The following is a 24,453-nucleotide window of genomic DNA, read 5'->3' as shown; positions in this document are numbered from 1 at the left end:
CCCACCTGTGTGAAGCCGAACACGATAACGGACTGGGCGGAGTTACAGCTGAGCATCTCGTTCCATTACGGCGGTCGCTGCCTCGATACCGTTGACGACCTCGTACTCGAGGTCATAGATCCCGACTCCATGTCTGACTGTTTCGAAGTGGATGCGGGCGGAGGCTACCTTGCCCTTCTCCGTGGCGCGGAGCAGTTCGAGCTCATTAACGCCCTTGGTCTCGAAGACGATGTACCGGCTGCCGTCGGCACGCTCGACGGTCAGGGCCCAGTCGGGGTTGTACCGTCCCAACGGAGTTGGGATCGTGAACGAGGACGGAAGCTTCACGAAGGTCTTGACCTCGGGGCGGTGCAGCAGCGCAAGAGCGAATTCCCTCTCGGTTGCCGAGTCGACGACCAGGTACCGGTAGACGGACTTCTGCTCGAACGAGACGGCGTTGCCCTCTGTGTCGGAGACGATGTTTCCCCCAGGGCCGGTATACCCGGCAACGTCGGCTTCGCGAAGCAGGCTGAGCGCGTAGCGCCGGTCCGCGTCGGGGCGGGATGCGTCAACCAGCTCGTAGCGCAGCCCCTTGACCAAGAAGTCAGCCTTGGTAACGTTGAGCTGGCGAGCGACCTGATCGATGTACGCCTGTGGATTGGCGCGGAACTGGCCGAGCGTGCCGGACTCGGTGAGGACGTGAGCGAGGGTGGCACGGGTCAGCTGAGTGCGGTCCGCAAGGACGGACAGGATGTCGGGCAGGTCCTCACTGTCGGCGTAGATGACGTCCGCACGGCGCGTTTCGGCCGTTTGCGCGGTCAGACCGCTCTGGTCGATGCGCTCCACCCGACGTGTGATCCACTCGCCCCGGCGCTTGGGCACCGGAAGCATGCTGCGCAGTGCTTTGACCATGGCCTCACGCAGATCTGCTTCATCGACCTCGATGCGGTACTCCGTCCGATGCTGGATGCGGCTCCACAGTTCCTGGAACTCAGGGCTATCCAGGCGTTCCTGGACGAGCGGCACCGGGATGCGTTCACCCGCCTTCTTGACATCGATAGGCTTGGCCAAGCGCTTAATGAGTCCGAGCACGGCCTTGGTGGCGGCCTCGGAGTCCAGGGAGCCGCTGACCGTCTTGATGAGGTCGGCGTCACCGGTCTGCACGGCCTGGCGCAGACTCTCCTGCACCTTTCCCTTGGCGTCGATGTATCCCTCGTACAGCAATGCCTGGTACAGCGTCTGCGCGGCAGCGGAGCCGACGGGAGTGACGGTCCCGTCCTCGGCCTTGAAGGACAGACGCGCGAAGCCGTCCACGGTGATCAGGCCGAACTGGATGTCCAGGTCGTCGGCCATCTCGCGCTGCAGACGATCGGCGAACTCTTCGTAGGACTCATTCGCGATCACGGTCAGGCGGTTGACGTCGAACCCGCGGACGCGGTTACCGGACCCGTCAACGCATAGGCGCAGGCCGCGGCCGATGGACTGGCGCCTCCATCGGTCGGTGCCCATGTTCCTGAGCACGCAGATCTGGAAGACGTTGGGGTTGTCCCAGCCTTCCTGCAGCGCGGAGTGGCTGAAGATGAAGCGAATGGGGGTGCCCGGCGTCGTGAGCCCGACCTTGTCCCGCATGATCTGCTCGTAGGCCAGGCCGGCCTGCTGGCGTCCCTTGTCGGTGGTCTCCTTGGTGTCGACCAGCACCTCGGCACCGCCCTTGCGACGGTCGACGGAGAAGTACCCCTGATGTGCCTCCTTCGCGACGTCCTCGGCGGCGCAGCCACCCAGCAGGGTGTTGAACTCAGGCTCGGAGGCAATGCGTACGTACTCGTCCTCGAAGATCCGGGCGTAAGTGCCTGGAAGCGCCTCGCCCTCCGGACCGTACTCGCGGTACTTGGCCACGGAGTCGACGAAGAAGAGGCTGAGCACCTTGATGTCGCGTCCGTGGACTGCGAACTCCTGCTCTTTGCGCAGATGCTGCCGGATGATCTGCGCGATCATCTGGCGTGCGCGTTCATCGATGCTGACCTCAGCACCGATGCTGTCGCCAACTTTCAGCGGCTGGGCGACGGTGTCGAAGGCGATACTCTCCTGCCCCGGAGCCGCGTTGATGGCGACCACTGTCAGGTTCTTGTACAGGTCACGGCCGGTCACATCAGCGAGGTTGCTGCGTGCCGTGGTGTCGACGGTGACTGCCTTGCGCTTGATCTCATTGCCTTGTTCGACATCCACCTCGACGCGTGCCGTGATCGCTCCGCCCCTGCCGCGCGTCACTCCGAGCAGCTTGGCGTACGGGGTCGTACCGCTGGCCGAGGTGATCAGGGAGTCGACCTCGATCTGTTTGACCAGCTGGTTCTCGTACGCGGCGATGGCATCCAGACGGTAGACGAGATTGGCCTTGTCGGCCTTGTGGTGGGTGGCCGAATAGCGCAGAGTGGCAAGGGCGTTGAAGCCCTCCAGTGCGCTGCGGCCCGCCCCCTTCTTCTTACCAGCGCCAGCGTCGCCGTACACGCTCTGTGGTTCGTCGACGATGATGATCGGGCTTGTGTCCCGGATCAGGTCGGCGGGCACCTCGAAATCGAGGTCCTCAGCCGGCTGGTAGATCTTGTTGGCTCTCTTGTTGATCGCCGCAACGGTAACGATCATGATCTCGATGCTCGGCGAGGTGGCGAAGGACCGCACCCGTGAGGGGTTGCTGCCATCGAACTGGAAGAAGTTCATCGGAGGGTTGCCGTACAGGGCTCCGAAGTGCTCGCGCAGCATTCGGATGGATGTCTCGACGCCCTCTTTGATGGCCACCGACGGGACGACCACCATGAACTTGGTGAACCCGTAAAGCTGGTTGAGCTCGTAGATCGTGCGAAGGTAGACGTAGGTTTTGCCGGTTCCGGTCTCCATCTCGATGGTGAAGTTCATCGAGTCCAGCGACGGTTCCGGAGCGAGGCCGTTACGGTTCTGCACCTCGTGGAGGTTGGTCAGGATGGTCTCCGGATCGAGGCGAAGCATGTTGCCGTAGCCGTGATCAGAGAACCCTTGGAGCCCGGCGTGGGCGGCCGGGTGGGCGTGCACGGTGAACTCTGAGGCCATGACCTCCTGGCACCTGAACAGACCCGTGACGGCGTCGATCGCCTGACGCTGGTAATCGAGATCCGCGTCGAAGGAAAACTTCATTCAGATGCTCCGCAGCGTGGTAAAGCCAGCCTGCTCGAGAGCGGCAGCGAAGTTGAGCTTGGCGGCAGAGTCGAGGAAGCCGGTGTCACGGACAACCACCGTGGTGTCGGCGTCGCCCGGTTCCTCGTCGCGCCAGGCCACCAGGGCCTTGGCGACTTCGTTCGCGCGCTCGACCGTAATTTCGGTTCCGAAGTAGGCAAACAGCGTGCCCGCCAGGTTGTACAAGGTACTACCTGCAACCTCACGCGTCTCCAGTCGCGTGGTCAGGTCCACCCCCAGGCGTAGCATGGTCTCGACCAACAGATCGTCGGTGGTGCGCCCCGCGACGAGGTTGTCCACGGCTTCGAGCAGGTCGAGCTGGTCGGGCGTTCCGTCCCAGGGTCGCACGTTGCTGGAGTCAAGGCGGTACGACCGGAAACCGGTGTCGATGGCGGCACCCCCAGGGGTCTGCTTGCTGGCGATCTGGTTCCCTGCACGGCGCAGCCGCTCACGGGTAATGTCCGCGATGGTGTCGTAGCCGTCCCTGTCGGTGGGCTCGTCGAGCTGGACCAGCAAGTAGCGGCGGTTTCCACCGTCGGCGGCGTTGAGATCCATGACAGCGTGGCCGGTCGTGCCTGATCCCGCGAAGAAGTCGAGGACGAGGGCGTCAGGGTTCGACTGCGTGACGAGATTGATCCATCGGGCGACGACAGTCTCGTCCTTGGGGAACGTGAAAACTTCCTTCCCCAGGAGGGCATCCAGTCGCTTCGATGCTGCGCGTCGGTCCATGTAGAAAACCGGGAGCGCGGTCTGCGTACTCGTCTCGTCGAGGTAGCGCTTCACGGTGGGACGTGTCGTCTCATCGACGCCGAACCTGATTCGCCCTTCAGCGAGAAGCTGCACCATTCGCGACTGCTCGTAGACCCACCCATTGGGGTGCATATTTGCTGGTTTGCCCGTTTCCGGGTGGAGAACCTCATAACACAGGTTGGGCCGAGGGTTCGGGCTGCGCAGATCGCTGCTGAAGTACACGACCCCAGGACGGCCGCTGTTTCCGTCGACCTGGTTGTAGTGCTCGGAGGCCCGTCGAGGGTCGTCCGGGGCAAGGCCGGCCCACCACTCCTTCAGCAACTTCGTCGCGGCGACCTCGTCCTCACCTGAGGCGACCCAAGCCTTGTGGCCGGCGGCCAGGATCGTGTCGACGCCCGGTTTCGGCTCTCGCCACCGCACATCGGCCAGAGCGCCGATGTCCTTGACGTAGATCAACATATAGTCGGTGGACGGCGACAGGAAGTGGGCGTCGTTCTTGCGCCCTCCCTGCCACGTCACGTTGGCGATGAAGTTCTCCGCGCCGAAGACCCGATCCATCATGAGCTTGAGACGCGCGTGCTCGGTGTCGTCGATGGCGACGATGATGACGCCCGTTTCCTTGAGCAGATGGTGAGCGACAAGCAGGCGCGGGTACATCATGGACAGCCAGACGGTGTGCTTGGAAGCAGCAGCCCTGCGGTCCTGAGCACGGTCGGAGCCCCCACCGGTCTGGAGAACTCCCTCGTCGTCCCGCTGACCGGCCGCCGTCTCGTGTTCGGCCTGGGACGTGGTGCGCTTGTCGTCATAGACGAACTCGTCGTTGCCGGTGTTGTAGGGCGGGTCGATGTAGATCACGTCGACCTTGTTGGTGTATCCGCGGCGCAGCAGACGCAGGACTTCGAGGTTGTCCCCCTCGACCACGATGTTTCGAGTGGTGTCCCAGTTCACGGACTCCTCGGGCTTGGGCAGAAGCGTGCCTGTCGCGGGGAGCGTGGACAGACGGCGAGCCTCGGCCATTCCCGGCCAGCGCAGACCGAAAGCCTCGGCGGTGCTGGGAGCGGCGTCGTTGCCCAGCAGGTCGCGGAGGGCATCGATGTCGACGGTGCCGTCGACGACGGCATCGGGGAAGAGCCGGGCCAGAACGTCGAGGTTCGACTTGCTCTCGCCGGGGCCGGCCAGGCCGCTGACCGGTTCGAAGTCCAAGGTCACAGGGATATCTTTCGTCTGCAGGAGAAAGGAAGGAGGTTGGGCGCTATCAGGTTATTCGGTGGCTGGCTCGGCACTGAAGAGAGCGCCTCTGGCCTGTGCGATCTGTGCACGTAAGGCCCGTGCGTGTTCGTTGAGCTCGATGCGGCGTTGCTGGTTTTTCGCCTGCTTGGCATCCCGCACGACGGTGGTGAGCTCGGCTTCGAGGTCGGTCAGCTGCCGCCGGAGTCCGATGGCGTCGGTCGCCTGCAGGGCTGTGTTGGCGGGGCGCCCGTCGGCTGCAGCAGTACGCACGAGGTCGCGGTACAACGCCCACATGTCTGTGCGATCGAGCCGGTCCAGGTGCAGCGCGCCACCTGCGATCTGCCCGGCCGGTACCACCACGTGCGCGTCGATCACAGAGGTTGACCGGGTGGGATCAGTGCGGCTGACATGGCTGAGCGCCAGGGAGAGCGCCGTGGTGCCGTCGGAGACGTGGACAAGGACCACTACGGGTTTGGCCATGCTGCGGTGGATGAGCTCGGCCACCCGGTGCCGGTCGGCTGCTGTGGTCTTCTCTGCCACGACGACTTCCAGGACCGGGATGTCGACAACAACACGATCGGCCTCCTGATACTTGGGCACCTGGATGGTCTCCGGACGCAGGATCCCGACCAGCCGGGCCGAGGCCACGGCCTTGGTGATGAGCCGTGCATCCGCAGGGGCCTGGTCCTCGAATTGCGCGGCGAGCATCTTCTTGGTGATGCGGTGTTGCTGACGCGCTGCCTCGGGCAGGCTGAGCAGCCAGACGCCATCATGCGCGCGGGCCATGTCGCTCACGGGATGATCGCCACCCATGCGACCACGTCCACGGACTCCAGACCGGGCACGCCGGCGTCGGTGCCGAGCTGCGACGGGCCCGCGGAGAACAGCGAGGCCACCATGCTCTCCTCGGCCTTTCCGGAAGCGGTGCGGACTGCCGCATCAAGGAGGCCACGGTAGTGCTTCATCGATGCGCCAGATCTGGTTGCCATGTCGAAGTCCGCCAGGGCAGCGCTGTCAGGCTCGGTGCCGCCCAGGCAATGGTGCCGCAGGACGTCGAGAGCCAGCTTCGGTTCCTCGACCGGGTGTGCCATCGTACCGTCGTCGGTCACGTATGCGAGCACGTACGGGGCAAGGGGATATGCCTTGGAGAACGCGAAGGCGTTGTCCCGCACGCGCAGGAGGAAAATGGCTCCAGGGCCGACTCCCTCGCTGGCCAGGCTGCTGTCGAATCGGGTGACGCCGAACAGGGCCAGTGGCCATCCGGTGATCTCATGTATCGCCTTACGCGGACGTGCGGCGGCGTCCATGCGGAAGTCGGAGAGTGTCAGGTCAGTGATACTCAGGCTACCGGCAAGGTCTTCCATCGTCGGGGCAGCCTTCTGCATCTGTTGCAACTGCCTGCGCCGGTAGTCGAGGTCGTTCATGCCTCCGGAAGCGACATCCAGAACGTTCTCCTCACCTGTCGCGGACACATCCAGGAGCGTCATTCGGCTGGACACCCGAGTCTCGAGGTTGATGTAGGCATCCAAGTCCATGTTCGGCCAGAAGTTGACGAGTTGAACGCTGGTGTTGATAGTGCCCAGGCGGTCCACGCGCCCGAAGCGTTGGACGATGCGTACGGGGTTCCAGTGGATGTCGTAGTTGATCACCGTGTCGCAGTCCTGGAGGTTCTGGCCTTCGGAAATCGTGTCGGTGGCGATCACGAGATCGATCTGCGGCGAAGCAAGGTCGCCGCCCTTGGACCGCGGGGAGAACGCTGTGAGCACATCGATCATCTGGGTGCGACTCATCGGGAGGGTAGTCCGAGTGGTCTGCCCAGTGATCAGGGCCACGTGCACACCAAGCTTGTCGTTAGCCCAGCGGGCCACATGCTCGTAGAGGTATTCGGCGGTGTCGCTGAACGCTGTGAATACCAGGGCCTTGCGGTTGCCGTCGTTGGTGGGGTGCTCGACCTTGCTGCGCAGGAAGTGCTTGAGCTGGACTAGTTTGGCGTCACGACCGGCGTCGACCGCCTTCACCTCGGCCAGGAGCACGGACACGGTGTCTCGGTCCTGTTGGAGTTCCTGCCTCCACCTGATGCGGTCTATGTCGGCGAGGAAGACCTTGACGCTGCCGCCTACGGTGTCTTCGAACTGGGGGTCGTCCAGATCGAGGTTCTCCAGATCGGAGAAGCTGTCGATCGACGTGCCCGCGCCGCCGGAGGCTTGGTAGGCATCGATACTGGCGATTGCGCGGTCAATGGTGGCGAGGATCTTTTCGAGGGTCTTGCCCAGTGAGTTGACCGAGGACTCAAGGCGCTTGAGCAGCCCCACCCGTAGCAGATGAACCACGTTGTTCTCGCGGTCAGTCTGCCTCCAGACTCGCTGGCCACCTGTGCGTACCTTCTGGTCGTAGAGCGTGGCGTATCTGTCCTCGTGCTTCGCGCTGACATAGGAAGTGGGTTTGTAGGCTGCCAGATTCAGACGCAGGATCGACCGGTTGATTTTTTCAAGCGGGATCATCGTGCCGGCCGCATCGATCGGAGGCGTCAGGTTGATCGGGGCCAGGCGGTCGGGGAACTTCCCCACGTCCTTGGTTCCGTAGTACTTCTGGATGTGCTTGCGCGATCTAGCGATCGTCACCAGGTCCAGCAGGCGGATGTAGTCCATACCGAGTGTGCCGACCAGCGACTTTGTGCTCCGGGTGGCCGGGGGCATGCGTTGCCAATTGTTGAAGAGTCTCTGTGCCTTGGTCAGCGTGGCTTCGATGCTTTTGATCCCGTCGGTGGCCAGTGCCTGGTCGTCGCCTTCGGTGGCGAACAGGACCTGGTTCTTGAGATCGGCGAGGCGTGTGTTGACGGGCGTGGCGCTAAGCATGAGGACCTTGGTCTTGACACCGCGCTTGAAGACCTCGCTCATGAGGCGTTCGTACCGAGTTATCCGACCCGTGACCTGGGGATTGTTGCGAAAGTTGTGGGATTCGTCGATCACGACGAGGTCGTAGTTGCCCCAATTGATGTTGGCTAGATCGATGCCTCCGGAGAGCCCGCTGCTGCGGCTGAGGTCGGTGTGGTTGAGGACGTCGTAGTGGAAGCGGTCCTCGGCCAGAGGGTTGCGGTTGTCGTTGCTGCGGTAGACGGTCCAGTTCTCCCGCAGCCGTTTGGGCGCGAGGACGAGGACGCGGTCATTGCGCAGCTCGTAATATTTGATAACTGCGAGGGCTTCGAAGGTCTTCCCTAGGCCTACGCTGTCGGCGATTATGCAACCGTTGTGGCGCTCGAGCTTCTCGATCGCACCGAGGACGCCGTCCCGCTGGAACTTGTAGAGCTTGTTCCACACTGCAGAGTCGTAGAAGCCGGTTCTGCCGCGCTCGGCAGTCTCATCGCCGGACTCCTCGACGAAGTCCTTGAACAGGGAGGTCAGGACGCGCAGGTAGACCGACTCAGGGGCCCTTTCCTCGTAGAGAGCTCGGGCGGCATCGAGGAACTCCTCCTGAACGGCATGTGTGGTCGCGTCGTCGTGCCACATTCGGTCGAAGTCGACGACGGTCTGAGTCACCTTGTCCGCATCCGTCGACTCCTGGGGGAAGTGCAAGTCCCGGGATGCGACCAGGCCGAGGCTCTCGGCTTCGAGACCCGCTCCAACGACCGCGTAGGGAAATGGCCCGGCGACGCTCGTCCACGTGCCTCGAGTCCGCCGCGTGAGCGTTCGTGCCCGGAGGCGCCCTTCGGCCCATGCCGCGAACGCGCGCGCGATGCGGTGCTGGTCGAGTCGCGCACGCTTGAGGTTCTCCTCCTCAAGCCCGTTGAGGGGGAACTCCTCGAGACTGTGGTCATGTAGGAGCAGGCGGAGGTCGACGTTGGTCAGCTCGTCCTGAAGAGCCTCGAATACGAAGAGGGAGAACGACTCCGACAGCGAGTCCAGGCGGGTGGCGCCGGTCAGGTGCTTGCGCAACCGGTCGATTGCGTGGCCTGCGTCGCTGGCGACCATGAAGCTGAACCTCCGAGTGCGCGTGGATTCAGTGTGCGGGGCGTGATGCTGATGGTATCGACGCCCTGTGACGTTCCGGTCACGCGGTAGTCATCTGAGACGCTTCCTGGGCGACGCCGCTGTAGTCCCCCGTCGGCTGTGCCAAGTGGCGAGTGGCTCGGCAAACCTGGCCCATTGACCGACAGGTGGGCGAACAGGTTCTCCGGCAGAGCCTTGAGGCTGTATGGGGAGGACGGGCTGGTCGGGTGGGCGGAGTTGCGTGAGCGATGCGTGAGCGGACCGCGCACCACGTGCCGGTCCGCACGGGACTGTGGATCACGGCGAAACGCTCTGACCTGCGGATTCATCACTAGGTGATCGATAGCGACAGCAGCCATCATGATCACTCTCGGGCTCGCCCTGCGCTGGGAGCGGGCGCAGCGCTCGCGCTTCCCCGCGGACCGCGACACCCGGATCGGCCGGCCGGCCAAGCGGGTCGACCTGCTCCGCGGCCTGGACGCCGGCTGGGCCGACCGGTTCCGGGCGGGCATCCCGACGAAGTGCCCGGGCGTCCGGCCGGCGGACGTGGACGCGCACCCGCTGATCTGACGGCTCGTCGACGCGGTGGCTCGTCGACCGCCGGGTGGGGGTGCGTGGGAGAGTGGCGCGATGAAGACCATCGGCCTGCTCGGCGGCATGAGCTGGGAATCGACCGCGGCGTACTACCGGCTGCTCAACGAACTCGTCCGGGAACGCCTCGGTGGGCTGCACTCGGCGAAGTGCGTGCTGTACTCGGTCGACTTCGCGGAGGTCGAACGGCTGCAGGCGGCGGGGGAGTGGGCGGCGGCGGGCGAGCTGCTGGCCGGTGCGGCCCGCGACGTCCGGGCCGCCGGAGCAGAGTTGCTGCTGATCTGCACCAACACCATGCACAAGGTGGCCGAGCAGGTCGCCGGGGCGGTCGACATCCCGCTGCTGCACCTCGGCGACGCGACGGCGGAGGCGGTCCTCGCGGCCGGGGTGCGGCGGGTCGGGCTGCTGGGCACCGCGTTCACCATGGAGCAGGACTTCTACCGGGAGCGGCTCGCCTCGCACGGGCTGGAGGTGATCGTCCCCGATGCGCGGGGCCGGGAACTGGTGCACCGGGTGATCTACCAGGAGCTGTGCGTCGGCGTGGTCCGGGAGGAGTCCCGGGCCGGCTACCGCGAGGTGATCGCGGACCTGGTGGCGGCGGGCGCGGAGGGCGTGATCCTCGGCTGCACCGAGATCGAGCTGCTGATCGGTGCGGCGGACAGCCCCGTCCCGGTGTTCCCGACCACCCGCATCCACGCGGAGGCCGCCGTCACCGCCGCACTCTGAGACCGGCGCCCGCCGACCGGGCGGGCGTCAGGCGAGCGTGGTGGCCAGCAGGTCCAGCGCGGCGGCGGACGGGGTGCCGGGGGCGGCGGTGTACAGCAGCAGGCGGTGGTCGGTGCCGTCGGAGGTGAGCAGGCTCTCGAAGGAGAGGGCGAGTTCGCCGACCAGCGGATGGTGGAAGTCCTTGCTGCCCACCGTGCACTCGCGGACCGGATGCCTGGCCCAGAGCTCGGCGAACTCCTCGCTGTGGATCGCGAGTTCGCCGACCAGCGCGGCGAGCCGGCGGTCGCCCGGGTGGCGGCCCACGGTGAGCCGGAGCGCAGCCAGCGCGACGTCCGCCTCGTCCTGCCAGCGGGTGTAGAGCTCGCGGGTGTGCGGGTCGAGGAACAGCAGCCGGGTCAGGTTCGGGCGGTCGGCGGGACGGTCCGGCGCGGCCGGGTCGAGGTGGCCGGCCAGCAGGGCATGGCCGAGCGGGTTCCAGGCGAGCACGTCGTTGGCGCGGTCGAGGACGACGGCCGGCACCCGGTCCATCGCGGCGAGCAGGTGGCGGGTGGCGGGCCGCGCCTGCTCGGGCCGGGGCGCCGCGGCCGGCCGGCCGGCCCTGTGGGGGCGGGCCAGGTCGCGCAGGTGGGCGTGCTCGTCGCGGTCCAGGCGCAGCGCCCGGGCCACCGCGTCCAGCACGCCGTCCGAGGCGTTGACGCTCTGCCCCTGCTCCAGCCGGGTGTAGTAGGTGACGCTGACGCCGGCGAGCAGCGCCAGCTCCTCGCGGCGCAGGCCCGGCACCCGCCGGCGGCCGGTCGCGATGGTCAACCCGACGTCCTGGGGCCGGAGTCGGGCCCGCCGGGTGCGCAGGAACTCGCCGAGCGCGGTGGAAGTCTCCATGCGCACCAGTGTGCCCCCGGCCGGGCCGCCGCGTCGCCGCCCGAGCCTGACCCTGCCAGTGCCACCCTCCCGGAAGGTGCTTCGAACAGGGGGCTGGGTAGCCGCCGCCGGGTTCCGCAGGCTTCTTCCCGAACGGATCGTCCCATCCGGAAAGAAGGCTGATTGACATGTCGACAGTTGCGCAGACCGAACGGACCGGGCGCGCCGCGCCGCGGATCACCGGACGGCAGACCGTCGTCCTCGCCGTGCTGCTGGTCGCCCAGTTCATGCTCGCCGTGGACTTCTCCATCCTGAACGTCGCCCTCCCCGCGATCGGCACCGGCCTCGGCCTGCCGCTGGACCGGCTCCAGTGGATCGCCACCGCCTTCGCCCTCCCCGCGGCCGGGTTCACCCTGCTCTTCGGACGGGTCGCCGACCTGTACGGCCGCCGCCGGCTGTTCCTGCAGGGCCTCGCGCTGCTCGCCGCCGCCTCGCTGGCCGGCGGACTCGCCACCGACCCGGCGGTCCTGATCGCCGCCCGCGTCGCCCAGGGCCTGGCCACCGCCGCCGTCACCCCCGCCGGGCTCGCCCTGCTCACCACCGCGTTCCCCGAAGGGCCGCTGCGCGAAAAGGCGTTGGGCCTGAACGGCGCGTTGATGTCGGCCGGCTTCACGGCCGGCGCGATCCTCGGCGGCGTCCTCACCGACCTGCTCTCCTGGCGCTGGGCGTTCCTGGTCAACGTGCCCGTCGCGCTCGCCGTCCTGCTGATCGCCCCGAGGGTGCTCGCCGAGAGCCGCCCCGACGCCACCGCCCGGGTCCGCCTCGACCTGCCCGGCGCGCTCACCGTCACCGGCGGCCTGCTGGCCCTGGTCCTCGGCCTCACCGAGGCCGGCCGACTCGGCTGGAGCCACCCCGCCGCGCTGACCGCCACCCTGCTCGGGGTCGGGCTGCTCGGCGGATTCCTCGCCGTCGAACGCCGGGCCGCCGCCCCGCTGGTCCCGCCGGCCGTGCTGCGCCGCCGCACCGTCCGGATCGGCAACGTGATCGGACTGCTGGCCTTCCTCACCGAGACCTCGCTGGTGTTCCTGCTGACCCTCTACCTGCAGGAGGTGCTGCACTTCTCGGCGCTGGCCGCCGGACTCTCCTTCGGCGTGCTGGGCCTGGGCACCGTCCTCGGCGGGACGCTCGCCGCCCGCGTCATCGCCCGCCTCGGTGTCCGCGGCGCCCTGCTGGCCGGCGGGCTGCTGCAGGCGGCCGCGACCGGCGTGCTGCTGGCCCTCGGCCCCGGCGGCGGCTGGCTCTGGCTGCTGCTGCCGGCGACCTTCGCCGGCGGCGTCGGCAACATGCTGGTGATCGTCGGCTTCCTGGTGACCGCCACCTCCGGCCTTCCCGACCGCGAACAGGGCACCGCCGCCGGGCTCGCCACCATGACCCAGCAGATCGGCATCACCGTCGGCACCCCGGTGATGAGCGCGGTCGTCGCCGCGGCCGCCCCCGCGCACGGCGTCCTCGGCGGGGTGGGACTCGCGGTCGCGGCGAACACCGCGCTGGTCCTGGTCGGGGTGTTCCTCGCCACCCGCCTGGCCGGCCGGCGCTGAACTGGTGCTGGCGGTACCTTGCTCGACGGTCCGTCAGCTGCGGGCGGCCGGCAGGTCGGCGTCCACCAGGTCCACCGCCGCGGCGGGGTCGGCGGCGGCGCGGCGCATCAGGTGGACCACGGAGTACACCGGCTGGTCGGGGGCGCCGGGCAGCCGGAGGTGGACGTCGGGCGTGAACCGCTCGGAGCAGAGCGTGGCGTCCAGGTCGGGGCGGCGCTGGTGGAGGGCTTCGACCAGCTGCCAGGCGTCCGCGGCGAGTTGCTCGCGCCGGGCCGGGTCGCAGGCCGCCACGGCCTCGGCGACGCCCGGGTCGGCGGGATCGAACTCGGCCAGGGCAGGCAGCAGTTCGGGGTGGCCCAGGACGGCGGCGGCTTCCAGCGTCAAGGAGTCCGGCCGGGTCCGCCCGTGCGCGGCGGCCTCGGCGGCCTCGATCAGCAGGTCGTTCAACTGCGGCAGCACGGCGGAGTCGTGGCGGTGGGCCAGGCCGAGGACCGCCTCCTCGGCGACCTCCGGGTCCTCGTCGCCCAGGCACTCGTGCAGGACCGCCCGGATCTCCGGGCTGTACGCCGGGAGCTGGGAGCCGAGCGCGAACACCGCCCACCTGCGCACCCTCGGCTCCGCGTCCCGGGCCAGCGTCAGCAGGGCCCGCACCTCCGGCGCGTCCGCGGTCTCGGTGTCCGACTGGGCGAACGACTCGGTGACCGCCTGCCGGACGTCGGCATCGGGATGGCCGACCAGGCCGAGCAGCACGGGCAGCCCGCGCGGGTCGCGGGTGCAGGACAGCGCCCACGCCAACTCGGCCGTCACCTCGTCGTCGTCCTCCACCTCGGCCCGTTCCAGCAGCGGCGGCGCGATCAGCGCCCGCACCTCGTCCTCGGAGGTCTGGGCGAGCATGCCCAGTCGGGCGCACGCGGCGGCCCGGTCCGCCGCCGAATCGGCCGTCAGCAGGCCGGTCAGGATGCGCAGTTCGTCCATGGTCTCGCTCACCTGGCGAGTGTGACCCACCCGGGCCGGTCGGCGCCACAGCACCTCCGGGGCAGCCCCGTGCTGCCGGAGCTCCGAGAGCAGGGGGCGTGCGGAGGCTGGTGGGGGTCGTCCGGCGGGTGGTGACCGAGGAGCACGTCATGCCCGGCGGAATGCTGCGCCTGAACGCCGCTGCCGCGGCCCGGCTGGTCGCCGACCTCGCCGATTCCGATGGCCCCGCCGGCTCTGAACCGGTCCACCGCCGGGGTGTTCGTGCACCGGGGTGACGGCACGATCTGGATCTCCGACGAGATCGTCCGCGAGGGCAGGCGGGCGTGCGGGGGTGCGGTGCGGGCGCGCCCGGGGCGGTTCGCGCAGGGGTCTGAGCAGGGCGGTCGGCCCGCCGGGCTAGACTTGGCGGCGGTCACAGACGCCCGAGCGCGTCCGGAACGTCAGGAGGTGAGAGCAGTGGAGTGCAGTAGTCCGGGCCGAAGTCGGCCCCGCTCCGGGAAGTTCTCGCCCACTCCTGGCCCCCGGAACCCCCGCCCGCGCGCCGCCCGCTGAACCTCCGCGTTCCGCCGGGCGGCCCCCGTGCGCGGACGGCCCTCCGGGGCCGCAGCCCTCCCACCGGCTGCCCAGACCCGTGGAGGTACCGCCATGTCCGACTGGCGTGTGCGCGCTGTGCGCGCGAGCAAGCGACCGTTCACCCGCGCCGCCGCGCGGCCCGCCGACCGCACCACCGCGCCCGAGCACTCGATGGACCCGCGCTCCGAGCAGAACCCGGCCGACCTCACCCCCGTCTCGCTGGAACGCTCCGTCGTCGACGCCGCCGTCTACCGCGACGGCCACCGGATAGACACCCCCACCAGTCTCGCCGAGATCTACCGCGACCTCCCCGGCAAGACCGGCACCATGGCCTGGATCGGCCTCTACCGGCCCGCCGAGGCCCAACTCGTCGAAGCCGCAGAGAAGTTCGACCTCCACGAACTCGCGCTGGAGGACGCCATCGTCGCCCACCAGCGCCCCAAGCTGGAGCGCTACGGGGACACCCTCTTCGTCGTGCTGCGCGCCGCCCGCTACCTCGACGACGTCGAGGAGGTCGACTTCGGCGAGATCCACCTCTTCGTCGGCCCCGACTTCGTCCTGACGGTCCGCCACTCCCAGTCCCCGGACCTCTCGATGGTCCGCGGCCGTCTCGAAGCCGACCCCGAACTGCTCGCCCTCGGCCCCGAAGCCGTCCTGTACGCCGTCCTCGACGCCGTCGTCGACGGCTACGCCCCCGTCATCGCCGGTCTACAGCACGACATCGACGAGATCGAGACCGAGGTCTTCGGCGGCGACCCCAAGGTCTCCCGCCGCATCTACGAACTGTCCCGCGAGGTCATCGAGTTCCAGCGGGCCACCGGCCCGCTGCTGGAGATCCTCCGCGCCCTCGAAGCCGGCTTCCAGAAGTACGGCACCGACGAGGAGCTCCAGCGCTACCTGCGCGACGTCGCCGACCACGCCACCTACGCCGCCGAACGCGTCGACGGCTTCCGCCAGATGCTGCAGAACATCCTCACCGTCAACGCCACCCTGGTCTCGCAGCGCCAGAACGAGGAGATGAAGCAGCTCGCCGAAGCCGGCCACGCCCAGAACGACGAGATCAAGAAGATCTCCTCCTGGGCCGCCATCCTGTTCGCCCCCACCCTCATCGGCACCGTCTACGGCATGAACTTCGAAGATATGCCGGAACTCCACTGGGTCTTCGGCTACCCCTTCGCCATCGGCCTGATGGGCGTGGTCTGCGTCAGCCTCTACCTGATCTTCAAGAAGCGCAACTGGCTGTAGTCGCCGGTCGCCGCCACCACCACGACTTCCGCGACCACCAGCGCTTCGACCGGGCCGACCACCACCACCGGCTCGTCTCCCCGCTGGTCGGCCACCTGGGCGCCGAACTCGACGCCCCGCCCCAGCACTTCGCCACCTCCCGCAGCCCGTTGAAGCGGCGACCCGGCGAAGAGGTCGGCCGCAGCGAAGGGTGGGCCGGCACCAGGTCGAGCGTGACCGGCTCGCCGTCGAACATCGGGGTCGGCGACGGGCCGGACGGGAGCCGCTGCCCGCACAGCGGGAGGTGCAGCAGCGAGTGCGGGGAACGAGCCGCCGGCGCCCACAGGGCGACCAGGCGGGCCAGGCCGGCCCGGTCCGCGCGGCCCGGCCGGCCCGGGGCCGATGGTCCCGGCCGGGGAGGCCGGAGGGGCACCGGTCACCGACCGGTCGGGTGCGGGCGGTCCGTGACGGTCCGTCGGCCGGGCGCGGCAGGGGCAGTAGCTCGTGACGGTGCGGGCCGGGCGTGGCAGGGGCGGCGGTGCGGGTCTGCCGGATGGGGCCGGCGGGGGCGCGGATAGCCTCTGGTGCTGTGGGTTGCCCGCTGCGAGAGGAGACACCGTGACCGTTGTCGAGCACGAGCTGACGGCCCCCTGGGAGGCGGTGCTGATGGAGCCGGCCGCGGGGACGGGCGCGGGCGTGCTGGTGCTGTCCGGATCGAGCGGCCGGCTGGAGCGGGAACGGGCTCGGCTGCTGGCCGAGCAGGGCCTGCTGGCGCTGGCCGTTCGGTGGTTCGGCGGACCCGGCCGGCCCGCCGGCATCTGTGAGGTCCCGCTGGAGACGTTCGTCGCGGCCGTCGACCTGCTGCAGGCCCGGGGCGCGACGCGGATCGGCCTCCTCGGCACCTCGAAGGGCGCGGAGGCCGCGCTGCTCACCGCCGTCCGCGAGCCCCGGATCGACGCGGTGGTGGCGATCTCGCCGACCTCGCTGGTCTGGTGCAACGTGGGCCCGGGCCGCGACGGCCGGGAACGCCCCTACCGCTCCTGCTGGACCTGGCGGGGGCAGCCGCTGCCGTTCGTCCCGATGGACGAGACCTGGCCGGCGACCGTGCCGGACGGCGGCGGGCCGGTGGCGGTGCGCGGCTGGTACGAGCAGAGCGAACGGACCTTCGCCGCCCGGCTGGACGCCGCCGCCATACCCGTCGAGCGGGCCTCGGCCGACCTGTTGCTGGTGGCCGGCGGCGACGACGAGATGTGGTCCTCGCTGCGGTACGCCGAGCAGTTGGCCGCCCGCCGGCGCGCTGCCGGCACCCCGGTCCGGCTGATCGCCCGGCACGACGCCGGCCACCGTCCGCGGTTCCCCGGTGAGAGCCCGGCCGCGCCCTCCGCGACCTTCCGGTACGGCGGCACCGCCCGCGGTGACGGGCTGCTCGGCGAGGCCGCGTGGCCGCCGATCGTGAACCTCTTGACGGGCCGCACCTCCTGAGTGCTCGTGGGCCCGCCGGCCGACCCGGACGGCCTGGGGCACCCGGGCGCGGGATTGGTCGGGGCGGGCTCTGGATTCGGGTCGGCCGGGCTCCATAACATGAGCGGTGCTCGCATTTGCTGCGGCACTGCCGCGCTCCCGGCCTCGGAAGGACCTTCCCATGACGGACCGCCACGCCCTGCCCGCCGGATTCCGCTGGGGAGTGTCCACCGCCGCTTACCAGATCGAGGGCGCGGTGGAGGAGGACGGCCGCGGCCGGTCGGTGTGGGACGCGTTCTGCGAGCGGCCCGGCGCGGTGAAGAACGGGGAGAGCGGCCGGCTGGCCTGCGACCACTTCCACCGCTGGGGCGAGGACGTGGAGCTGATGCGCGGACTGGGCCTCGACGGGTACCGGTTCTCGATCGCCTGGCCGCGCGTCCGGCCCGCCGGCCGGGGCCCGGTGAACGGGGCCGGACTGGACTTCTACGACCGGCTGGTGGACGGCCTGCTGGCGGCCGGCATCACCCCGCTGCCCACCCTGTTCCACTGGGACCTGCCGCAGGCGCTGGAGGAGGAGGGCGGCTGGCTGCAGCGGGACACCGCTCACCGGTTCGGCGAGTTCGCGGCGGCGGCGGCCGACCGCCTCGGCGACCGGCTGCCGGCCTGGATCACCCTCAACGAGCCGTTCGTGCACATGGTGTACGGCTACGCGCTCGGCATCCACGCCCCCGGACGGGCCCTGATGCTGGACGCGCTGCCCGCCGCCCACCACCAGCTCCTCGGCCACGGCCTGGCGGCCGCCGAACTGCGCGCCCGCGGCCTGGACGTCCTGATCGCCAACAACCTGACGCCCGTCCGGGCCGCGAGCGAGGCCCCCGAGGACGTGGCCGCCGCCGAGGCGTACGACGCGCTGCACAACCGGCTGTTCACCGATCCGCTGCTGCTCGGCCGCTACCCGGACCTCGGCGCCTACGGGGTCGGCCCCGACCTGTGCGGCTCGGTCCGCGAGGGCGACCTCGAACTGATCGCCGGGCCCGGCCTGGACGGACTGGGCGTCAACTACTACAACCCGACCCGGATCGCCGCGCCCACCGACCCCGGCCTGCCGTTCGCCGAGGCCCCCGTCGAAGGCGTCCCCCGCACCCACTTCGGCTGGCCCGTCGTCCCCGCCGGCCTGCACGAACTGCTGCTGACCCTCCGCGACCGGTACGGCCACGCGCTGCCCCCGATCACCGTCACCGAGAACGGCTGCTCCACGGACGACACCCTCGACGACGCCTTCCGGATCGACTACCTGGCCGGTCACCTCGACGCGCTGGCCCGCGCCGCCGCGGACGGCATCGACGTCCGTGGCTACTACACCTGGTCGCTGCTCGACAACTTCGAATGGGCCGAGGGCTACAGCCAGCGCTTCGGCCTGGTCCACGTGGACTTCGAGACGCAGCGGCGCACCCCGAAGGCCTCCTACGCCTGGTACCGGGACCTGATCGCCGCCCAGCGGGCGGCGGCCGCGACGCGCTGAGCCCGGAAAGCAGACCGGCGGCCATTTCTGCGCATGGAGGAAGCGGTCGGAGTTCGCTCGGGCGCCCCTTTTGACCGGTCGGGCGGAGGTTGCGGAGAAATGGCCGGGCAGCGGCGGAGCGGGGAGCGCGAGGTGCCGTCCGACGTGGGCCGGGCGGGTGATCGGGCGGCCGGCGGACGGGACTTGTCGGCGGTGTGTCATGTGGATGGTTGCTGGAATTCTCCGAATGGCCTTGCAATGGGACGTGATTGAGTGAAAGTCAAGTAGGACCCGCTCAACTCCCCAACAGAGCCGTTGACGTGACGGATCGTCAGCTCCTACGGTCTGACCCTGTCAAGCCCGGGCGGTGCCGGCGGGCGGGCGCGCCGAGCAGGTGCGGCGCCCCGCCGCGGACCGTTCGGGACGGGGTGACGCGTACCACGGGGTGTGCCTTCGGCGTGCCCGGACGCGGGTGGTCGGAGGAGGTCGGGATGGGCGCGGCAGTGGATCCCGGACCGGGCGGCGGGACCAGGTTCACCGTGCTCGGCCTGCTGGCCATCGCAGACCGCCGGGAGACGGCGGTACTCCAACCGTCCAAGCCGGCCTCGCTGTTGGCGGCGCTGCTGACGCGCCCCAACGCCGTGGTGCCGGTGGAGTCGCTCCAGCGGGCGATCTGGGGCGAGGAGGTCCCCGCGACGGCCAAGGCGGCCCTGCACTCCTGCGTGCTGCGGCTGCGACGGCTGTTCGCCAAGTACGGGATCTCCGGCAGCACCATCGAGGCGCTGCCCGGCGGCTACCGGATGGCCGTCGACGCCCGCACCCTCGACCTGCTGGAGTTCCGCGAGCTGCTCGGCCGGGCCGACCGCGCCGCCGACCCGGCAGCCGAACTGGCACTGCTGCGCTCCGCGTTGGCGCTCTGGCAGCCCGCACTGCTCGGCAACGTGCACTCCGACGTGCTGCACCGCGAGGAGGTGCCGCGGCTGGCGGAGGAGTGGCTGCGGACCGTCGAGCGGGTCTACGACATCGAGCTGGCGCTCGGCCGATGTCGCGAAGTCCTGTCCGAGCTCTGGCCGTTGGCCAGATCGCACCCCGCACACGAACGGTTCTGGGAGCAGCTGATCGAGGCGCTGCACCGGACCGGCCGCCGCGCCGACGCGCTCGCCGAGTACCGCCGGGTCCGCGCCTACCTGCGCGAGGAGCTCGGCGTCGAACCCGGCCCCGCCCTGCAACACCTCGAACTCGCCGTCCTGCGCGGCGAATCACCGGCCCCGCTGGGGCCGCCCGCCCCACCCGCCGTCGCGACCGGGGCGGCGATGACCGGATCCGCCACCGGCGAAGTCGTCCTGGCGGGCCTGGTGCAGGCCGGACTGCTGCGCCAGGGCCCCGGCGGCCGCTACCAGGTGCACGAGCTGCTCAGCGCCTTCACCCGTGCGGCGGGCGGCAGTTGGGCCAACCCGTCAAAACAGCCGCTCCCGGCGAGGGCCGTACCCGCGGCCGGCGCCGATCAGATCCCGTCCGTGCGGCAGTCAGCCGCGCCGTTGCGTACCACTGAGGTGTGAGGGACATGGCCCCGTACGAGGAGATCGCCGACAGCCGTCCACGGATCCGCCGCGACGTGCTGTACACCCGGACCCCCGAGGGGGTGCTGTTCCACAACGCCCACGGCGGCTTCGGCCTGACGGCGAAGGACGGCTACCGCTTCGCCTCGCTGATCGTGCCGCACCTGAACGGGCAGCACACGGTCGCCGAGATCAGCCAGGGATTCGGTGAGCACCACCGCAGCATGCTCGCCGAACTGGTCGGCACGCTGTACAGCCGCGGCTTCGCCCGCGACGCCGGGCCCGCCCCCGCGGGGCCGCCGCTGCTCACGGCCGAGGTCGCCGCCCGCTTCGGCCCGCAGGTCGAGTACATCGACCACTACACCGGCGGCGCCGAGGAGCGCTTCCACCGCTTCCGGGAGACCCGGGTCGCCGTCCTCGGCGAGGACGAGCTCGCCCGCTGGAGCGCGCTCAGCCTGGTCCGCAACGGCTGCGCCGCGATCGGCGTGCTGCCCGGCCTGACCGCCGCGCCCGGGTTCGCCGAGGTCGAGGCCGAGGTCGCGGCGCTGGCGAAGGCCGGCTGCCCGGTGGCCGTCGCCACCCTGCCGGCCGACCGGCCCGGCCCCGGCTGGGCCGAACTCGACGGCTACGACGTGGTGCTGGTCACCGGCCCGGCCGCGACCCGGCAGGTCGGCCGGCTGCTGGACGCCGGGATCCCGGCCGGGCGACTGCTGCTGCCCGCCTGGACCATCGGCGGCAGCGCGGTGATCGGCCCGCTGATGTCCGCCGACCGCACCGGCTGCTGGCTGTGCGCGGCACTGCGTCTCGGCGCCTCCGCCCACCCCGGCGACGCGGCCGAGCTGTGGAGCGCCCTCGCCACGCCCGCCCCGCTCACCCCCGGCGGCCGCGCACCGCGCGGTCCGCTCGCCGCGATGCTCGGCAACCTGCTCGGCTACGAGGTCTTCCGCCTGATCAGCGGCGCGCTGCCCGCCGAGACCGACGGACGGCTGCTGGTGCAGGACCTCGACTCGCTGGACGTGATCGGCGAGCCGCTGCTCCCGCACCCGCACTGCCCGCGCTGCACCGCGGGGGAGAGCGTCGCCGGGACGGCCTGGGCCGACCTCGCCGTCGCGGACCTGGCGGCGACGGGCAGCACCGGGGACGAGCTGGACCGGCTGGGCGAGGAAGGCGTGTCCGAGGCGGCGCTGGCCGAACTGGAGGACCGCGCCGTCCTGGTCGGCCCGCACGCCGGGGTGTTCGCCGGCTACGCCGACGACGCCTGGCGGCAGACCCCGCTGAAGGTCGGCACCGTCACGCTGACCCTGGCCCCCGGCCGGCGGCGGGAGATCTCCGCGGCCGACGTGCACCACGTCGCCGGGGCGCGGCTGCGCGCCCTCTACCGGGCCGCCGAGGTCTACGCCGAGCACGTCGTCCCGGCGGAGCGGAGCACCGGTGACACCGAACTCGCCAGGGTGCGGCCGGAGTTGCTGAGCACCGCCAGCGGCGTCCCGGCGGGCGCCGTCCGCGCCTGGAGCCCGGCGACCTCGCTGCTGACGGGCCGGCGGACGCTGGTCCCGACCGCCGCGCTGCGCACCTTCGGCCCCGACAACGGCGACCGCGCCTTCGAAGCCACCTCGGCCGGCACCGGTGCCGGCGGCACGCCGGCCGAGGCGGTCGCGCGCGGCCTGCGCACCGCGCTCGGCCACGACGCCCTGCGCCGGGCCCTGCGCGGCGAAATGGCGCCGCGCGCCGTCCCGCTGGAGCTGCTGCAGCAGGACGTGCAGCTGACCTTCCTGGCCCGATCGGCCCAGAACCACGGCCTGGAGCTGGAGTTGCTGCGCCTCGGGGGCACCGACGAGCCGCTGCCCGTGGTGCTGGCCCGGGCCGCCGACCCCGCGACGGGACAGCGGCGCTGGTCGCTCGGCAGCGGCCTCGGCCTGCGGGACGCGCTGCTGGAGGCGGTCCGGGACCTGCTCGGCGCGGTGCAACTGGACCGCGACCCCGCCCTGGGGGAGAGCGCGGCGGAGGTTGTCGACCCGGGCGACCCGCTGCTCGGCGAGCTGGACCCGGCCGTGCTGGCGCCCGCCGGCGAGGACGGCGCCGGGCTCGGCGAGGACCTCGACTGGCCGCAGGTGCTGGACCGGCTCCGCGCCGCCGGGCGCGACGTCCTGCTGGCTCCCGCCGGCTCGGCCGACCTGCGGGCCGGTCGGATCGAGGTGGTCAAGGTGCTGCTCACCGACGGGACTTCGGATGCCTGAGGACCTCCTGACCCGCGCGCCGGCCACCGGTGGCGCGGGGGTGCAGGTGGCACAGGTGGCGTACGGCGGTCCGTGGGGGGAGTTCTTCGCCGAGCTCGCCGACGAGTTGACGGAGCGTCGGGCCGGGGCCGTCGCGCTGTCCATGCTCGGCGCCCGCGACGAACTCGCCGTGGGCGGGGACGCCGGGGGAGGCTCCGGGCGGTCGGTGGCGGTGCACGTGTACGGGCACCACGCGGTGGTCGGCCCGGAGGCGGTCGGGGGTGAGGGCTCGCCGTGCCCGCGCTGCCTGGCCCGGCGCTGGCAGGCCGTCCGGTCCGGACAGTTGCGGGACGCGCTGGAACTGGGCTCCGGCACCAGCGCGGTCGGCCGTCCGCCGTGGGCGGTGCCGTTCCTCACCGATGCGCTGGCTGCGCTGCTGTCGGCGCGCGCGGAGCGACGGCCCGGCGTGGTGCAGGGCGAGCAGCGGCTGCCCGTGGTGCACCTGCTGGACCTGGAGACGCTGCGGGTCAGCGGTTTCCCATTGCTGCCGGACGCGGAGTGCCCGCACTGCGACCACCGCACGCAGGACAGTGCGGAGGCCGCCCGGATCGAGCTGACCAGCCGTCCGAAGCGCGCGCCCGACGACTTCCGGCTGCGCGCCGTGCAGGAGTACGGGCTGTCGCTGCCCGCGTTCGTCAACCCGGTCGCCGGGATGCTCGGCCCCTCCGTGGTGCCCGACCTGGTGTCCGCGTCCACCTCCTCGACCGTCGGCTGCTTCACCATGCGCTCCGGGGACTACCTGCGCGAGTGCTTCTGGGGCGGCCACACCCCCGACTACCGGGCCAGCACCGAGGTCGGTCTGCTGGAAGGACTGGAGCGGTTCGCCGGGATGCGGGCCCGCGGCAAGCGGACCACCGTGGTCGCGGCCTTCGACGAGCTCGGGGAGCAGGCGCTCGACCCGCGGGTCAGCGGGCTCTACTCGGACGAGTTCCACCGGGTCAGCGGGATCCGCCCGTTCGACCCCGGGCGGCCGATCCCCTGGGTGTGGGGCTGGTCGCTGCGTGACCAACGCCCGCTGCTGGTACCGGAGATCCTGGCGTACTACCACGCGCCCGGTGGCGTCGAGAACCGCTTCGTCCAGGAGAGCTCGAACGGCTGCGCCTCCGGCGGCTGCCTGGAGGAGGCGATCTACTTCGGGCTGATGGAGGCCGTGGAGCGGGACGCCTTCCTGCTCGCCTGGTACGGCCGCCTCGCGCTGCCGGAACTGGACGGCCGGGCGAGCAGCCGGCCGCAGACCCGGGCGATGGTGGACCGGCTGGAGATGTACGGCTACCGGGCGCGGTTCTTCGACACCCGGATCACCTTCCCGATCCCGGTGGTCACCGCCGTCGCCGAACGGATCGACGGCGGTCCCGGCCGGCTCTGCTTCGGCGCGGGCGCGAGCCTCGACCCGGAGGCGGCACTCTGGGCCGGCCTGTGCGAGATCGCCACCGACGCCGTCAACCTGCGCAGCCGCACCGCCCGCGAGGAACGCAGGCTGCGCGCGATGGCCGCGGACTTCGACCAGGTGCGGGTCCTGCACGACCACCCGCTGGTGTACGGGCTGCCCGAGATGGCGCGGTACGCCGACTTCCTGCTCGACGGCAACGGCGGTGGCAGCGGCACCGGCAAGGGCGGTGCGGCGGCGCCCCCGCGGCGGCTCGCCGAGGGGTCGATCGCGCCCTCCGCGGACCTGCGCGAGGACCTGCGGCGGTGCGTCGACGCGGTCGCCGCGGCCGGCTTCGACGTCGTCGTGGTCGACCAGACCATGCCCGAGCAGCGCGCCTCCGGCCTGCACACCGCCTCGGTGCTGGTCCCCGGCCTGCTGCCGATCGACTTCGGCTGGCAGCGCCAACGGGCGCTGACCATGCCCCGGTTGCGGACCGCGCCGCGCGCGGCCGGTCTGCGCGAGCACGACCTGCGGGCGGACCAGCTCAACCCCGCCCCGCACCCCTTCCCCTGAGCCCCGCCCCCACCTGCGCA

The 24,453-nt window shown here is 70.5% G+C and carries 16 protein-coding genes; 9 read left to right on the top strand and 7 right to left on the bottom strand.

Annotated features, from left to right (window positions below):
• Nucleotides 1-42: 42 nt before the first annotated feature.
• The 4 genes from BX266_RS04095 to BX266_RS04080 are packed head-to-tail and all read right to left on the bottom strand — an operon-like array spanning nucleotide 43 to nucleotide 9,131.
• Complete coding sequence (locus BX266_RS04095; RefSeq protein ID WP_099897559.1) at nucleotides 43-3,144, bottom strand: DEAD/DEAH box helicase family protein; 3,102 nt, start codon at nucleotides 3,142-3,144, stop codon at nucleotides 43-45.
• Entirely contained in the window at nucleotides 3,145-5,136 is a 1,992-nt protein-coding gene (locus tag BX266_RS04090) for a site-specific DNA-methyltransferase (protein ID WP_143686857.1), read from the bottom strand.
• 57 nt (nucleotides 5,137-5,193) lie between these two features.
• Nucleotides 5,194-5,949, bottom strand: a complete 756-nt coding sequence (locus BX266_RS04085) for a DUF4391 domain-containing protein (protein ID WP_259465045.1) — start codon at nucleotides 5,947-5,949, stop codon at nucleotides 5,194-5,196.
• Nucleotides 5,950-5,954: 5 nt separating this feature from the next.
• A complete protein-coding gene (locus BX266_RS04080) occupies nucleotides 5,955-9,131 on the bottom strand; it encodes a helicase-related protein (RefSeq protein ID WP_218969228.1) in 3,177 nt (1,058 codons plus the stop codon).
• 378 nt (nucleotides 9,132-9,509) lie between these two features.
• Between BX266_RS04080 and BX266_RS04075 the strand changes: the two genes are divergently transcribed.
• Nucleotides 9,510-9,719, top strand: coding sequence for a hypothetical protein (locus BX266_RS04075; protein WP_099897556.1), 210 nt, complete (start codon nucleotides 9,510-9,512; stop codon nucleotides 9,717-9,719).
• A 60-nt stretch (nucleotides 9,720-9,779) separates the two neighbouring features.
• Nucleotides 9,780-10,466, top strand: a complete 687-nt coding sequence (locus BX266_RS04070) for an aspartate/glutamate racemase family protein (RefSeq protein WP_099897555.1) — start codon at nucleotides 9,780-9,782, stop codon at nucleotides 10,464-10,466.
• 27 nt (nucleotides 10,467-10,493) lie between these two features.
• Here the strand turns inward: BX266_RS04070 and BX266_RS04065 are convergent, their stop codons facing one another.
• A complete protein-coding gene (locus BX266_RS04065; RefSeq protein WP_099897554.1) occupies nucleotides 10,494-11,345 on the bottom strand; it encodes a helix-turn-helix domain-containing protein in 852 nt (283 codons plus the stop codon).
• A gap of 167 nt (nucleotides 11,346-11,512) precedes the next feature.
• Between BX266_RS04065 and BX266_RS04060 the strand changes: the two genes are divergently transcribed.
• Nucleotides 11,513-12,922, top strand: coding sequence for an MFS transporter (locus BX266_RS04060; protein WP_099897553.1), 1,410 nt, complete (start codon nucleotides 11,513-11,515; stop codon nucleotides 12,920-12,922).
• Nucleotides 12,923-12,955: 33 nt separating this feature from the next.
• Here BX266_RS04060 and BX266_RS04055 read toward each other — a convergent pair whose 3' ends face one another.
• The gene (locus BX266_RS04055) at nucleotides 12,956-13,909 is read right to left on the bottom strand and encodes a HEAT repeat domain-containing protein (protein WP_143686856.1); all 954 of its coding nucleotides are present in this window, start codon (nucleotides 13,907-13,909) and stop codon (nucleotides 12,956-12,958) included.
• Between the two features lie 633 nt (nucleotides 13,910-14,542).
• Between BX266_RS04055 and BX266_RS04050 the strand changes: the two genes are divergently transcribed.
• A complete protein-coding gene (locus BX266_RS04050; protein WP_099897551.1) occupies nucleotides 14,543-15,715 on the top strand; it encodes a magnesium and cobalt transport protein CorA in 1,173 nt (390 codons plus the stop codon).
• On the opposite strand, the gene BX266_RS38355 is transcribed toward BX266_RS04050, so the two are convergent.
• Complete coding sequence (locus tag BX266_RS38355; RefSeq protein WP_180290371.1) at nucleotides 15,682-15,843, bottom strand: hypothetical protein; 162 nt, start codon at nucleotides 15,841-15,843, stop codon at nucleotides 15,682-15,684. The two genes, BX266_RS04050 and BX266_RS38355, sit on opposite strands and share 34 nt — an antisense overlap.
• A gap of 469 nt (nucleotides 15,844-16,312) precedes the next feature.
• Here BX266_RS38355 and BX266_RS04045 point away from each other — a divergent pair, with 469 nt between their 5' ends.
• The 5 genes from BX266_RS04045 (at nucleotide 16,313) to BX266_RS04025 (ending at nucleotide 24,433) form a co-directional block, all read left to right on the top strand.
• A complete protein-coding gene (locus BX266_RS04045; protein ID WP_259464529.1) occupies nucleotides 16,313-17,176 on the top strand; it encodes an acyl-CoA thioester hydrolase/BAAT C-terminal domain-containing protein in 864 nt (287 codons plus the stop codon).
• Nucleotides 17,177-17,336: 160 nt separating this feature from the next.
• Nucleotides 17,337-18,677 (top strand): GH1 family beta-glucosidase, encoded by a 1,341-nt coding sequence (locus tag BX266_RS04040; RefSeq protein ID WP_099897550.1) that lies wholly within the window; start codon nucleotides 17,337-17,339, stop codon nucleotides 18,675-18,677.
• Between the two features lie 470 nt (nucleotides 18,678-19,147).
• On the top strand, nucleotides 19,148-20,215 hold the full coding sequence (locus BX266_RS04035) for a BTAD domain-containing putative transcriptional regulator (protein ID WP_099897549.1): 1,068 nt from the start codon (nucleotides 19,148-19,150) through the stop codon (nucleotides 20,213-20,215).
• Between the two features lie 5 nt (nucleotides 20,216-20,220).
• Nucleotides 20,221-22,452, top strand: coding sequence for a TOMM precursor leader peptide-binding protein (locus tag BX266_RS04030; protein ID WP_099897548.1), 2,232 nt, complete (start codon nucleotides 20,221-20,223; stop codon nucleotides 22,450-22,452).
• On the top strand, nucleotides 22,445-24,433 hold the full coding sequence (locus tag BX266_RS04025) for a TOMM precursor leader peptide-binding protein (protein ID WP_180290370.1): 1,989 nt from the start codon (nucleotides 22,445-22,447) through the stop codon (nucleotides 24,431-24,433). The genes BX266_RS04030 and BX266_RS04025 overlap by 8 nt, the downstream gene beginning before the upstream one ends.
• Nucleotides 24,434-24,453: the final 20 nt, after the last annotated feature.

Origin of the sequence: Streptomyces sp. TLI_171 (assembly GCF_003610255.1) — a bacterium.
Classification (GTDB): Bacteria; Actinomycetota; Actinomycetes; order Streptomycetales; family Streptomycetaceae; genus Kitasatospora.
Note: the sequence above shows the minus strand (reverse complement) of the source record. Positions and strands in the feature narration are given on the sequence as shown.

What these genes read in the sequence shown, in the direction of transcription:
- BX266_RS04095 (WP_099897559.1), bottom strand. Translation starts at nt 3,144, where the DNA reads ATGAAGTTTTCCTTCGACGCGGATCTCGATTACCAGCGTCAGGCGATC.
- BX266_RS04085 (WP_259465045.1), bottom strand. Translation starts at nt 5,949, where the DNA reads ATGGCCCGCGCGCATGATGGCGTCTGGCTGCTCAGCCTGCCCGAGGCA.
- BX266_RS04080 (WP_218969228.1), bottom strand. Translation starts at nt 9,131, where the DNA reads ATGGTCGCCAGCGACGCAGGCCACGCAATCGACCGGTTGCGCAAGCAC.
- BX266_RS04075 (WP_099897556.1), top strand. Translation starts at nt 9,510, where the DNA reads ATGATCACTCTCGGGCTCGCCCTGCGCTGGGAGCGGGCGCAGCGCTCG.
- BX266_RS04070 (WP_099897555.1), top strand. Translation starts at nt 9,780, where the DNA reads ATGAAGACCATCGGCCTGCTCGGCGGCATGAGCTGGGAATCGACCGCG.
- BX266_RS04065 (WP_099897554.1), bottom strand. Translation starts at nt 11,345, where the DNA reads ATGGAGACTTCCACCGCGCTCGGCGAGTTCCTGCGCACCCGGCGGGCC.
- BX266_RS04060 (WP_099897553.1), top strand. Translation starts at nt 11,513, where the DNA reads ATGTCGACAGTTGCGCAGACCGAACGGACCGGGCGCGCCGCGCCGCGG.
- BX266_RS04050 (WP_099897551.1), top strand. Translation starts at nt 14,543, where the DNA reads ATGTCCGACTGGCGTGTGCGCGCTGTGCGCGCGAGCAAGCGACCGTTC.
- BX266_RS04040 (WP_099897550.1), top strand. Translation starts at nt 17,337, where the DNA reads ATGACGGACCGCCACGCCCTGCCCGCCGGATTCCGCTGGGGAGTGTCC.
- BX266_RS04035 (WP_099897549.1), top strand. Translation starts at nt 19,148, where the DNA reads ATGGGCGCGGCAGTGGATCCCGGACCGGGCGGCGGGACCAGGTTCACC.
- BX266_RS04030 (WP_099897548.1), top strand. Translation starts at nt 20,221, where the DNA reads ATGGCCCCGTACGAGGAGATCGCCGACAGCCGTCCACGGATCCGCCGC.
- BX266_RS04025 (WP_180290370.1), top strand. Translation starts at nt 22,445, where the DNA reads ATGCCTGAGGACCTCCTGACCCGCGCGCCGGCCACCGGTGGCGCGGGG.